Below are 12,903 nucleotides of genomic sequence, written 5' to 3'. Positions count from 1 at the left end.
TCAGCGCCGCGCGGCCAGGCGCGGCAGATCCCGCGACACCTCGATGAGGAACCACGACGGCAGTACCGGCATCCCCTCGGCATCGGAGGCGATCACCAGTTGCGCGCACTCCACCGAGATCTCGGCGAGTTCCACCAGCAGCGACTTGGCGCGCATCACGAAGCGCTGCACCGTCGGCGAGGTGTGCGCGCGGTCGCCGGGGAGATCTTTGATCAACCGGACGCGCATCGTCTCGGACAGGAAATAGAGCAGGTCACGGTCGGCCGGGTCACGCGGCCATCCGGCGTCGCCCTTGAGTACCGCGTCCAGGTCGTAGGCGTGGCGGATCGTTGTCACGAAGGCGCGGAAGCCGGAACTGTGGCCGAGGGTGAGCGTGCCCGCGGCGAGGACCTGCAGGGTCGTGTCGTCGATGTCGTCGCCGCAGGAGTGCAGGGCGTCGGAGAGCATGTGCCAGCCGCGCGGCGTGGAGAAAGGTGCCTCGGTTTTGGGCGGCGCCGACCACAGGTGATCGGGGCGCTGGGTGAGGTAGCGGATGATCCAGGGGTGAATGTCGTGGGTAGCGGCCCACTTCAGCCAGTCGTCGACATCGGCGCGCAGGTGCAGGTGCACCATCCGGTTGACCAGTGCCGACGCCATCGGCCGGGCGAGCGCGTTGTCGGTGGCGCGATTGCCCGCGCCGATCACCACCGAACCGGCGGGCAATTCGTAGGTCCCGATCCGGCGGTCCAGGATCAGCGAGTAGAACGACTTCTGCACTTCCGGTGAGGCGGCGTTGAGTTCGTCGAGGAACAGGCAGTAGGGCTCCGGTCGCGCGATCAGCTCCGGCGGTGCGAAGCGGCTGCGATCATCGACGATCTGCGGGACACCGATCAGGTCTTCGGGGGCGAGCTGGGTGCCGAGGAGCGTGACGCACTCCAGGCCGAGCGAATCGGCGAAGGTCCGCACGAGCGAGCTCTTACCGATTCCCGGCGCACCCCACAGGAATACCGGCCGCACCACCGCGACATGCAGCAGCAGTTCCGGTAGTTGGTCCGGTGTCACGGTCACCGATGCTTGCACGCAGGTCCTCCCCTGTTCGATCAGAACAGAGCAGGCTAGCCCGCACGACTCCGGGCCCGCCAGCGAGTTTCGCCGACGGGCCCGGTATCGATCGACTCCCGAATCAGCCCAGGGCGCGGGCGAATCCGGCGGCGAGCTCGGCGACCTGGGCGTCGGTCATGACGAACGACGGCGAGATCTGCATGGCGCCCGCACCGGCGGCCCGGCCCGAGATGCCGTGTTCACGCAGGGTTTTCACCAGGGCGGGGCCCTCGGACGGGTCGGCGAGCTGCACCGCCGCCACTGCGCCGAGTCCGCTGCGAACCTCAGCGACGCGGGGGTGGTCGGCCAACGGCGCCAACGCGGTGTGGAGGGTGGATTCGAGGCGGGCGGCTTCCTCCAAGAGACCCTCGCGTTCGACGATGGCGAGGTTGGCCAGGGCCGCGGCGGCCGCGCCGGCGTGGCCGCCGTAGGTGTAGCCGTGGCGGAACCAGGTGCCGCCGGCGAAGAAGGGCTCGGCCAGGTGGGGGGCGATGAAGACCGCGCCCATCGGGAGGTAGCCGGAGGTGAGGCCCTTGGCGGTGGTCATCAGGTCGGGCTGCAGGTCGAAGCGGGTGGAAGCGAACCAGGAACCGCCGATGCGGCCGAAACCGGTGACGACCTCGTCGGCGACGAACAGGATGTCGTGGTCACGACAGATCTGGCGGACCTCGGCCAGGTAGCCCTCGGGCGGCAGGTACACCCCGCCCGCGCCGATGATCGGTTCGCAGAAGAACGCGGCGATCCGCTCGGCGCCGACCTCTTCGATCAGGGCGAGCAGGGACTTGGCGTCGTTCCATTCGACGGTGCGGGTGTCGTCCACCAGCACGCCGTAGCCCTCCTTGTTCGGCGCCAAACCGCCGAGCGCGGTGCTCGCGTAATGCATGCCGTGATAGGCCAGACGTCGCCCGACCAGGATCTTCTTGTCGGTGCGGCCCTGCTCGTGCCAGTAGCGGCGGGCCAGTTTCGCCGCGGTCTCCACCGAGTCGGAACCGCCGGAGGTGAAGAAGATCTTGCTGCCGGGCACGGGGGCGATCGACGAGAGTTTCTCGGCGAGTTCCTGGGTGGGCGCTTCGGTGATGTCGCCGAAGTTGGAGTAGTGCGCGATGGTGCGCAACTGATCGGCGACGGCGTCGGCGATCTCGCCACGGCCGTGCCCGACATTGGCGAACCACAGCCCGGCGGTGGCGTCGAGGTACCGCTTGCCCGCGGTGTCGAAGACGTAGGCGCCCTCACCGCGAGCGACAACGAACGCACCGTCACGATCGACGGCACCCATATCGGCGAATCCATGCCAGAGCGCATTCATGGCTCCACATCTACCCCACTGTGCCGACCGGCGCGCACCTGGCCCGCCGCCGGTCAGCCTTCTGACTTGCGTTCCCGCCACCGAGCGGGCAGATCTCCCAGGCCCGCCATCGCGACCGCGAGCACGACGAACACCACCAGCAACACGACCAACCCGATCGTCAGCGACACGTATCCCTGGGCCCGTGGGTCGATGAACGGGTAGGGGTACCAGTCGACGATCGGGCCGCGGATCAGGCTGTAGACGCCGTAGGCGACCGGGAAGATCAGCCACAGGCCGATCAGTTCGAGGCTGGGTCGCAGGCGTTGCGCCATCGCGACGAACAGCCAGTCCAGCAGCAGGACCAGCGGCACGATGCGATGCAGGACATCGTTGATCCACTTGTCGGTGAGCATCACGTCGACATTGGCCAGCAGGACCGCGTAGACGACCATCGTGATGAGCATGTACAGGGTGACCGCGCCACGAAACGTCTGCCAGCGCGGGCTCTGCGGCGCTGTCAGGCCACCGACGAGCAGCACGATCACGGCCAAGATGTTGGACTCGATGGTGAAGTAGCTCAGATAGTTCGTGAGCGAGAACGTCGCCGAGTCGACGTTTCGCAGCGGGATCCAGACCAGGGCGAGGATCCCGAGCAACCCGAAACCGAGCCGATAGGCCCTGATCCACCACGCCGTTCGCACCGAAGCGCTCATGCTGTGTCCCTTCCGCATGGTCGGGCGGCCTGCCTGGCGACGCGAGGTGCCCGCTGACCGCTCATGCCCGGATCCTCGCACGACGGACCCCGGCTGACCGGGAGTTCGTGTGCGCACGGTCGTCGCGTCGCGCGGTACGGACCGGACGCGCGGACCGTGACGGGCGGGTGTCGTGGTGTGTCGTTGGTCTCCGCGACAGCGCGAGCGGGCGACGCGGGGGAAAACCGGTGGCGGGCTTCGCTAGGCTGGTAGGCGCAATGACCAGGACAGCTAGCACCGGAACCCGCGCGCTGCGCACCCGCCTGGCGGAGGTCTCGCTGCGCGACGAACATCGGCTCCGGCGCAAGCTCGACCGTGCGCGCCCCGACGACCTGCCCGCCGTCGAGGCCGAGATCGCCACCGCCGAGACCCGCGTGGCCAATCGCCGCGCGGCGCTTCCGCAGATCACCTACCCCGAACAACTGCCGGTTTCCGCGCGCCGCGACGACATCGCCGCGGCCATCGCCGCCAACCAGGTCGTGATCGTGGCCGGTGAGACGGGCTCGGGCAAGACCACCCAGATCCCGAAGATCTGCCTCGAACTCGGTCGCGGAATCCGCGGCACCATCGGTCACACCCAGCCGCGCAGGCTCGCCGCCCGCACCGTGGCCGAACGCATCGCCGAGGAACTGGGCACCGAACTCGGCGACGTGGTCGGCTACACCGTCCGCTTCACCGATCAGGCCTCCGATCGCACCCTGGTCAAACTCATGACCGACGGCATCCTGCTCGCCGAGATCCAGCGCGACCGGATGCTGCGCCGCTACGACACGATCATCATCGACGAGGCCCACGAACGCAGCCTCAATATCGACTTCCTGCTCGGGTATCTGAAGCAGTTGCTGCCGCAGCGGCCAGATCTCAAGGTGATCATCACCTCGGCGACGATCGATCCCGAACTGTTCGCCCGCCATTTCGCCGACACGCACGGCACGCCCGCGCCGATCGTCGAAGTGTCGGGCAGGTCCTATCCGGTGGAATTGCGGTATCGGCCGCTGTCGCTGGAACTGCCCGGATCCGACGACGACGAGGACACCCGGGTCGTCGATCGCGACCCCACCGACGCCATCGCCGACGGGGTCGTCGAACTGTTCGCCGAGGGCGACGGTGATGTGCTGGTGTTCCTGTCGGGCGAACGCGAGATCCGCGACACCGCCGATGCTTTGCGCGACCTGAAACTCCCCCGCACCGAGATCGTGCCGCTGTACGCGCGACTGTCGGCCGCCGAGCAGCACAAGGTGTTCGCCCCGCACACCGGTCGCCGGGTGGTGCTGGCCACCAATGTCGCCGAGACCTCGCTGACCGTGCCCGGTATCCGCTACGTGATCGACCCCGGCACCGCGCGCATCTCGCGCTATTCGATGCGGACGAAGGTGCAGCGCCTGCCGATCGAAGAGGTCTCGCAGGCCTCGGCGCGGCAGCGATCGGGTCGCTGTGGGCGCGTGGCGGACGGTATCTGTATCCGGCTGTATTCCGAGGACGATTTCGAGGCGCGGCCCGCGTTCACCGAGCCGGAGATCCTGCGCACCAACCTCGCCGCGGTCATCCTGCAGATGACGGCGCTGGGTCTGGGCGATATCGAGAGTTTCCCGTTCGTGGAGGCCCCCGACCGCCGGGCCATCCGCGACGGTATCGCCCTGCTCGAAGAGCTGGGCGCGCTGGCGCACGGCAGCACGAAATCTGTTGACGGCGAAGCTGATTCGGGTCAACATCTCACGCTCACGCCGATCGGGCGGGAGATGGCGCAGCTGCCGGTGGATCCTCGGATGGCGCGCATGCTCGTCGAGGCCCAGCGCAACGGGTGCCTCGACGAGGTGCTGATCATCGTCGCGGCGCTGTCGATCCAGGATGTGCGCGAACGGCCCGTCGAGCACCAGCAGGCGGCCGACACCCAGCACGCGCGCTTCGTCGTCGAGGGCTCGGACTTCCTGGCCTACCTGCGGCTGTGGGACTACCTCACCGAGCAGCGGAAGTCGCTGTCGTCCAACCAGTTCCGGCGGATGTGCCGCGACGAGTTCCTGCACTACCTGCGCATCAGGGAGTGGCAGGACCTGCACGGTCAGTTGCGCACCATCGCCCGCGGGATGGGCTGGAACGACGCGGGCGCGAGCCGGGGACAGACGGACGCCCTCACCACCGTGGACGGTGCCGTCGGCGCAGGGGGCAATCGCGGACGGCGTGGCCGCGGACGCGGGAACTCCCCACGCGCGGTGGCGGAGCCGACCGCCGGAGCGAACACCACCTCCGGCCGGGCCGAGACCAAGGGCACAGACCCACGCCGGGCAGGTGGACGGTCTCGACGCGGTGGTGAGGCAGCGACAGGTGGGCAGCACCCAGCAGCCGCCACACCCGTTGGCGGGTCCTCGGATTCGGCAGACGACCATGCGATGCCGTGGCCGAGCGCACAGATCCATCAGTCGCTGCTGGCGGGCATGCTCTCGCATATCGGCGTGCGTGAGGCGGAATCGCGCGAGTTCCTCGGGGCCCGCAATGCGAAATTCATGATCTTCCCCGGGTCGTCGCTGGCCAAGAAGGCGCCGCGCTGGGTGATGGCGGCCGAACTGGTGGAGACCTCGCGGCTGTGGGGGCGGATCGCGGCGAAGGTGGAGCCGGAGTGGGCCGAACGGCTCGCCGGTGATCTGGTGAAACGTACCTACTCCGAACCGCATTGGTCGGCCAAGCGTGGATCGGCGCGTGCCTACGAGCGGGCGACGCTGTATGGGGTGCCGCTGGTGACCGGGCGCCCGGTCGACTTCGGGCGCATCGACCCGGAGCTGTCGCGCGAGCTGTTCCTGCGCCATGCGCTGGTACAGGGCGAATGGCAGACGCGGCACGGGTTCTTCGCCCGCAATCGCGCCCTGATCGACGATGTGGCCGACCTCGAGCATCGGGCACGGCGCCGCGACATCCTCGTCGACGACGAAGTGCTGTTCGAGTTCTACGACAAGCGCATCCCCGCCGATATCGTGTCGGTGCGCCATTTCGACAGCTGGTGGCGCAAGACCGAGCGCGATGACCCCGCGCTGCTGGACTTCTCGACCGACACCGTGGTCAATGCCGGTGTCGCCACCCTGGACCCGACCGATTTCCCCGACGCCTGGCGCCAGGGTGAACTCAGCTTCCCGCTGACCTACCAGTTCGAGCCGGGCCAGGACGACGACGGTGTCACCGCGCGGATCCCGGTGGAACAGCTCGCGCACGTGCGGGCGGTCGGCTTCGACTGGCTGGTGCCCGGCATGCGTGAGGAACTGGCCGCCGCGTTCATCAAAACGCTGCCGAAAACGTTGCGCCGCGCGGTCGTTCCCGCGCCGGACTTCGCGTCGGCGGCCCTGCGGGGGCTGACTCCGCGCGCCGAGCCGCTGCGCACCGGGCTCGCACGGGAGCTGTCCCGGCTGGGTGCGGTCACCATCACCACCGACGACCTCTCCCCCACCGCACTGCCCGATCACCTGCGGATGACGTTCGCCGCAGTCGATCAGAGCGGCAAGGTACTGGCCAAGAACAAGAGCCTGCAACAGCTCAAAGCGGCACTGGCCGATCAGGTTTCGGCATCGGTCGCGCGGGCGACCGCCGGCGCCGAACGCGCGCCAGCGACAGTGTGGACCTCCGAGTCGCTCGGTTCGGTCGCGCCGACCGTGAGCCGCGAAGTCGCCGGCCAGACCGTGACCGGGTACCCGGCACTCGTGCCCGAGGGCGAGGGCGTCGCGGTGCGTGTCCTGAGCTCGCCCGGCGAACAGGCGGCCGCGATGCGAGCGGGTGTACGCACCCTGCTGCTCACCGCGATCCCCACCTCGACGCGGGCCGTCACCGCCGGACTGCCCGCCCGCGATCGGCTGGCACTGAGTCAGAACCCCGACGGTTCCCTGGACAAGCTGGTCGAGGACTGCCGGATCGCCGCCGCCGACGAACTGATCGCCAAGGCAGGCGGCCCGGTGCGCTCGCCGGAGGAGTTCGACAAGCTGGTGGCCGCCGTCCGCCCGCAACTGTCCACGGCGGTCGTCGCGCTGATCCGTACCGTCGTGCCCGTACTGGCCGCTGCCCAGCAGGCGCGTGCCGCACTGGCCGACACCCTCGAATCCGATATCGCCGACGACGTGCGTCAGCAGCTCGACGATCTCCTGTTCCCCGGCTTCGTCGCCGAATGGGGCCGGGTGCGGCTACGCGAACTCCCGCGCTACCTCCTCGCGGCGGCCCAGCGCCTGGAATCACTTCCGGGTTCGGCGGTGCGCGACCGGCAGGCGATGGTCGAGGTGGACCGGATGCTCGCCGCCTACGACAAGCTCGTCGGCGCGCTGCCCCCGGCGCGCAAGAACGCCCGCGACGTCACCGAGATCTGGTGGATGATCGAGGAATTGCGAGTCAGCCTGTTCGCCCAGAAGCTGGGTACGCCGTATCCGGTGTCGGCCAAGCGCATCGAGAAGGCGATCAGCTCGATCCGGCGCTGAGACATCCGCCGCCGAGGCGACGCCGGGGCGTGGATCAGTCGGTCGCGGCGACCGCGCGAGCAGCCCGCATCTCGGTGATCTCGCGTTCGAAATCGGCTGCGCTGGTGAAGGATCGGTACACCGAGGCGAAGCGCAGGTAGGCCACCTCGTCGAGGTCGCGCAGGGGGCCGAGGATGGCGAGGCCGACCTCGTGGCTCGGCACTTCGGGAGATCCCTTGGCGCGCACCGCGTCTTCGACCTGCTGGGCGAGCAGGTTCAGGGCGTCGTCATCGACTTCACGACCCTGGCAGGCCCGGCGCACACCGACGATGACCTTCTCGCGGCTGAACGGCTCGGTCACGCCACTGCGCTTGACCACCGACAGGATCGCGGTCTCGACGGTGGTGAATCGACGCGCGCAGCTCGGGCAGGAACGACGGCGGCGGATCGCGGTGCCCTCCTCGACTTCCCGCGAGTCGACGACGCGCGAGTCGGGGTGTCGGCAATACGGGCAATGCATCCGAGGGTTCCTTCGTCGATGCGCATTTCTATTCCATGGCTCTTGACAGGATACCGGTCAGGATGGCACAACCTGCCACTGCGTGGCCAGGTCCGCGATGATGTCGGGTAGCCGGGCGAGCATCCGGCCCCGGTCGAGCTTGACGGCGAACGGTTCGCGATACACCGTCACCGCGCGTGCCGCGTCGGTCGCGAGGTCGAGATGGCGCGGCAGCAGATCGGCGGTGATGTAGTCCCAGCGGGTCTCCCGGTCGGCCCAGTTGAACGCGGGCAGTGGCGTCCGCAGACCCATCGGCCGCCCCGCGGCGATCGGCGACCACACCGTGACCGGGGCGTACACGCCGGGAGCGCGGGTGCCGGGGACGGCGGGCTTGCCCGCGACCGTGGTGACGTAGGTGAGCACCCGGCCCATTCCGGCACGACCGCGTGCTGTCACATCCCACTGGTCGGCGATGATCTGGTTCTGTTCCCGATCGGCCATCGCGACCAGCGCGTCGCCGCGACCCGCTTCGGTGCCGCCGTCGATCCCGGTCCAGGCCACCCGCATGCCGTCGTCGAGCAGGCCGGCCGCGGACATCTCCTCGATGCCCGCCATCCCGTCGGCGAGATAGGCCTCGTGCATCGGGACCAGGTCGATGAAGATGTGCTTCTGCATGATCATCAGCCGGGTCTGATACCAGGCGAGGTCGGCGGCGGTCAGCCGGGGGCCGAGGGCGGCCAGGCCGCTGATATCGGCCGGGACGCCGGTGAGCAATTCGGGCGGGGTGGCACGCAACAGGTCGGCGACAGCGTTGCCGAGTTCGTGGATTCCGCCCACGGACACACCGGCGGCGACGTCACCGACGTCGAAGAAGCCGGCGGCGAAGGACGCGCCCGCGATGCCCGCCATGCCCGCCCAGTAGAGATCGGAGCGGGTGGCGGCGAGGCGGAAGTAGTTCACGTACACCTGGCTGAAGGTGGCGGAATTGGCCGCGACGCCGCGCTCGGGCGCCCAGGCTTCGAGGTCGATCCCGGCGTTGTCGGTGGCGACGACGAGCCAGTACTGGTGCAGCAGCGTCGCGTACCGCGCCGGGTCGATGCCGTCCTCGCGCGCCTGGGCCAGTGCGTCCCGCAGGGGTTGCTGTGCCGAGGGCAGCGCCGGGTGCAGCCCGCCACCGTATTCGCCCACACCGTTGAGCGCGGGGAGGTCGAGATACTCGGTGTAGGCGGGTACCGCGTGCGCGGCGGGTGCCAGTAGGGCACCGAGCACCACACCGAGCAGTAGAGCGATCGAGCAGCGGCGCACCGAGACCTCGCATCCGGGTTCGACCGGGGCCCCCGCCCCGATTCAGGATGCTCGTCACCGTAGCAACGTGTTCTAGTTTCAGGGTGTGATTCGTCGATACAGATGATCTCGGACACCGCCGGAATCCGCTCTGAAAATGCTTCCGCGCAGCGATTTTCGACTCATCGCCCCGGCTCGGACCGCGCTCCGGACCCGAACCCGGCCTGCTCCGAGATTCCGGGCGTCGTCGAGTCGACGTGGTCGGCGAAACTACCCGCGCGCACGTGGGCGAGCCCGAGAAAGGCGACGACGATCAGCGCGGTCACCAGCGCCGTCACGGCGAGCGCGGCGAACCCGGCCTTGGCCTGCTCGACTCGATGCAGCGGATGGATGCCCCGCGCGTGGCCGGTACGCACGGGACCGCGGGCATAGAGCGAGAGGTCGCTGTGCGGCGCGCGGTGCCGCGGGCCGCGATCCGCCGCCGGCGGGCGAACGACCTCACGGGAACGGCGCACCGGCGCGCTGCGGGGCACGGTGGCGAAGGCGAGATCGAGTTCGGCGTCGGTGAGGTCGATCCGCCGGGGGACGCGGACGATGTCGGCGGGTTCGGCTGCGGGCAGGCCGTTGGCGGGCGGGCTCAACACGCCGGAGCGGACGATACTGCGTGCCACGCTCGCGGGCGCGGTCGCGACCCGGCGTGGCGAGGCGGAGCCTGCGATGGGCGCGGCCGACGATGCTTCGACGGCCTGGCGTTCGATGCCCGCCGTGCGCGACATCGCCGATCGAACCAAGGCGAAAGGTCGTGGGGCGCGGGCGGACCGGCGCCGGCGGAGCACGGGCTCCGGGGCGGCGATGGGGTCTGTGGAACGCAGGGCGCTGGTTGCTGTGCTCATCGGAAGAACCTCCGGGGTGGTGTGCTCCGCTGCTGCGAGAAAGTACTGGTGAGGCGGCAATGCCTCCCGCCATTCGAACACCTGTGCGACGAACTGATGTTCGATTTCTACCAGATCCCCGCGCCGCTGTCAGCACGAAACGCCCGACATGCTCGAACAGATGTTTGATAGTTCGGCGTGGCACGACTAGCCTCGAGATGGCGAATTCGACAACTGGAAGGGCGGGACACGGTGACCCACACAGACGACACGGGTGACGAAAGCGGCACCGGCACCGTCACATCGGGATCCGGGACGGATCTCACCGTGCGTCAACGCACGGTCCTCGATGTCATCCGCTCCTCGGTGACCGAACGGGGCTACCCGCCCAGCATCCGTGAGATCGGCGACGCAGTCGGCCTCACCTCCACCTCCTCGGTGGCTCATCAACTGCGCGCCCTCGAACGCAAGGGCTACCTACGTCGCGACCCGAACCGGCCGCGCGCGGTGAACGTCCGCGGACTCGACGAGGCGGTCCGCTCGGTCACCACGCTGCCCCAGCAGACCGACGAGGTCGACCCGAGCCGCCCGACCCCGACCTTCGTCCCGGTCCTCGGCCGGATCGCCGCCGGTGGCCCGATCCTGGCCGAGCAGGCCGTGGAAGACGTGTTCCCGCTGCCGCGCGAACTCGTCGGCGAGGGATCATTGTTCCTGCTCAAGGTCGTCGGCCAGTCGATGGTCGACGCGGCCATCTGCGACGGCGACTTCGTGGTGGTGCGTCAGCAGAATGTCGCCGAGGGTGGCGACATCGTCGCGGCGATGATCGACGGCGAGGCCACCGTGAAGACCTTCAAACGCAGCGGTAAGGACGTGTGGCTGATGCCGCACAACCCGCACTTCGAGCCGATCCCCGGCAACGACGCGCAAATTCTGGGCAAGGTCGTCACCGTCATCCGCAAGGTCTAGCGGCGCGCGGTCGCGGTCATTTCCCAGATCAGCAGCTCGGCGGCGGTCACCGCCGTCACGCGGTGGCCGCCGGTCGCTGTCAGGCGGACGGCGTCGCCCTGCTCCAGGGTGCCGTAGCCCTCGTAGTCGGCGGTGCCGCGAGCGAGGAAGACGTGACCGTACGGCGCATCGGGAACCGTGACGGCCTGGCCGGGGTCCAGCCGCGCGACGTGGAAGGCGGCATGGCGGTTGCCGATGCCGATCGCCGCCTCGCCGCGATGGCGCGCCATACCGGACGCCACCGGCACCAGGGCGTTGCGGGCGAAGTCACCCTCGATATCGAGTTCCTGGTAGCTCGGGGCGACGCCCGTCGCGTCCGGCGGGATCCACATCTGCACGACGTGCAGGCGCTCCTTCTCCCGGTAGCCCGCCCCGTTGCGCTCCGAATGCAGGATGCCCGCGCCCGCGCTCATCCGCTGCGCGAGGCCGGGGCGGATCAAGCCCGAGTGTCCGGTCGAATCCTGGTGCACCACGGTGCCTTCCAGCACCCAGGTGAGGATCTCGGTGTCGCGGTGCTGATGGGTGTCGAAGCCCTCGCCCGGGTCGACGATGTCCTCGTTGTGCACGAGCAGCAGCCCGTGCGCATAGTCCTCGAGCACGAAGTTGCCGGTGGCCGGGAACGACTGCCGCGAGTCGAGCCATTCGTTGCGCCAGCGCCTGCGGTCGGCGCCGGGCACGACCTGGACCTGTTCTGTCACGATCATCGCCACCCTCTCATTATCCGGACCTCGGTCCGCATAACTGGGGTAACCAGATCGGCGCCGCGGGCATTCCACACCCCCGTGGGCGCGTCTGCCCCGCGGCGCCGATCCAGCCGCTCAGGCGGTCGCGGTCACCAGGGCAATGCGTTGCGCAGGCGGCCGACCAGCGTGCGACCGCTGTCACGCTCACGCTCGTTGAACAGGAACTGCAGTTCTTCCTCGAGGCCCTTGCGCACCACATCACGCAGATCGGCGGAGGCGCCGTCGATATCGTCGGCGTCCATCCACGGTGCGGGGTCGATCGGCGCGCCCGCCGAGAAGTAGAACCGTTCCGGGCGGGGCAGCGGCGTCGGGCCGACTCCCTTGACCAGCGGCGGGCTCAGCTCGGGATTGATCCCGAGCAGGCGGCAGGTCCAGCGCAGCGGCGACATCACCGGGTGCTGACCGTCGAAGACGATGTCGTAGGCATCGTCGATGCCGATCATCGCCAGCGGCACGATCGGCACCCCCGCCTGGATCGCCATCCGCGCGAAACCGGTGCGGCCCTCCCACTTCAGCTCGTACTTCTCGCCGCTGCGGCGGATCGCCTCCCGGCCACCACCGGGGAACACCACCACCGCCTCCCCGCGCTCGAGCAGCGCCAGGCAGTTCGAGCGGGTACCGCGCACCGCGCCGAAATGATGCAGGAAATCCCGCACGCCGGGCACCATCAGCACATGCTCGGCCAGACCGCGCACCAGCCTGCCGCGCACGCGCAGAATCTCCGGCATGATCAGCGGTGCGTCGATCCCGCCGAGCAGATTGTGGTTGGCCACGATCAGCACCGGCCCTTCGGCCGGAATATTGTCCAGACCGTAGAACTTCGGGCTGGTCCACGCCCGCAGCGGCGCGAGCACCGCTTCGAACGCGCGGATGTCCCATTCACTCGGCGCCGGGTTCAGCGGCGCTCCATCCGAGAGAACAGGGTCGCCCACCGCAACCCTGTCCTTCGTCACATT

Annotated in this window: 10 protein-coding genes; 2 read left to right on the top strand and 8 right to left on the bottom strand. The window is 69.0% G+C overall.

The genetic code is table 11. From position 1 onward, the window contains the following. The 3 genes from ACFTS5_RS01675 to ACFTS5_RS01665 all read right to left on the bottom strand — a co-directional run bounded on the left by ACFTS5_RS01675 (position 1) and on the right by ACFTS5_RS01665 (position 3,081). Complete coding sequence (locus ACFTS5_RS01675) at positions 1 to 1,059, bottom strand: AAA family ATPase (RefSeq protein ID WP_378626631.1); 1,059 nt, start codon at positions 1,057 to 1,059, stop codon at positions 1 to 3. Positions 1,060 to 1,162: 103 nt separating this feature from the next. Beyond that, complete coding sequence (locus tag ACFTS5_RS01670; protein ID WP_378626629.1) at positions 1,163 to 2,386, bottom strand: aspartate aminotransferase family protein; 1,224 nt, start codon at positions 2,384 to 2,386, stop codon at positions 1,163 to 1,165. A 53-nt stretch (positions 2,387 to 2,439) separates the two neighbouring features. After that, complete coding sequence (locus ACFTS5_RS01665) at positions 2,440 to 3,081, bottom strand: Pr6Pr family membrane protein (protein WP_378626627.1); 642 nt, start codon at positions 3,079 to 3,081, stop codon at positions 2,440 to 2,442. Positions 3,082 to 3,338: 257 nt separating this feature from the next. Here ACFTS5_RS01665 and hrpA point away from each other — a divergent pair, with 257 nt between their 5' ends. After that, positions 3,339 to 7,565 carry an ATP-dependent RNA helicase HrpA gene (gene hrpA / locus ACFTS5_RS01660; RefSeq protein ID WP_378626626.1) on the top strand — a complete coding sequence of 1,409 codons (4,227 nt, stop codon included), beginning with the start codon at positions 3,339 to 3,341 and terminating at the stop codon, positions 7,563 to 7,565. 34 nt (positions 7,566 to 7,599) lie between these two features. On the opposite strand, the gene nrdR is transcribed toward hrpA, so the two are convergent. From nrdR to ACFTS5_RS01645, 3 genes are all read right to left on the bottom strand, one after another. Then, entirely contained in the window at positions 7,600 to 8,064 is a 465-nt protein-coding gene (gene nrdR, locus ACFTS5_RS01655; RefSeq protein ID WP_378626625.1) for a transcriptional regulator NrdR, read from the bottom strand. Between the two features lie 57 nt (positions 8,065 to 8,121). After that, positions 8,122 to 9,348 (bottom strand): hypothetical protein, encoded by a 1,227-nt coding sequence (locus ACFTS5_RS01650; protein ID WP_378626624.1) that lies wholly within the window; start codon positions 9,346 to 9,348, stop codon positions 8,122 to 8,124. Positions 9,349 to 9,509: 161 nt separating this feature from the next. Then, the gene (locus ACFTS5_RS01645) at positions 9,510 to 10,220 is read right to left on the bottom strand and encodes a hypothetical protein (RefSeq protein ID WP_378626623.1); all 711 of its coding nucleotides are present in this window, start codon (positions 10,218 to 10,220) and stop codon (positions 9,510 to 9,512) included. A 306-nt stretch (positions 10,221 to 10,526) separates the two neighbouring features. On the opposite strand from ACFTS5_RS01645, the gene lexA reads away from it, so the two are divergent. Beyond that, positions 10,527 to 11,165, top strand: a complete 639-nt coding sequence (gene lexA, locus ACFTS5_RS01640) for a transcriptional repressor LexA (RefSeq protein ID WP_266295581.1) — start codon at positions 10,527 to 10,529, stop codon at positions 11,163 to 11,165. On the opposite strand, the gene ACFTS5_RS01635 is transcribed toward lexA, so the two are convergent. Both ACFTS5_RS01635 and ACFTS5_RS01630 read right to left on the bottom strand, forming a co-directional pair. Next, the gene (locus ACFTS5_RS01635) at positions 11,162 to 11,908 is read right to left on the bottom strand and encodes a pirin family protein (protein ID WP_378626621.1); all 747 of its coding nucleotides are present in this window, start codon (positions 11,906 to 11,908) and stop codon (positions 11,162 to 11,164) included. The genes lexA and ACFTS5_RS01635 overlap by 4 nt on opposite strands. A gap of 128 nt (positions 11,909 to 12,036) precedes the next feature. After that, positions 12,037 to 12,879: a lysophospholipid acyltransferase family protein gene (locus ACFTS5_RS01630; protein ID WP_378626620.1), complete on the bottom strand. Its 843-nt coding sequence runs from the start codon at positions 12,877 to 12,879 to the stop codon at positions 12,037 to 12,039. Positions 12,880 to 12,903: the final 24 nt, after the last annotated feature.

It is taken from the genome of Nocardia sp. NPDC056952 (genome assembly GCF_042674185.1).
Taxonomy (GTDB): Bacteria; Actinomycetota; Actinomycetes; order Mycobacteriales; family Mycobacteriaceae; genus Nocardia.
This window is presented reverse-complemented; position numbering and strand designations above follow the sequence as displayed.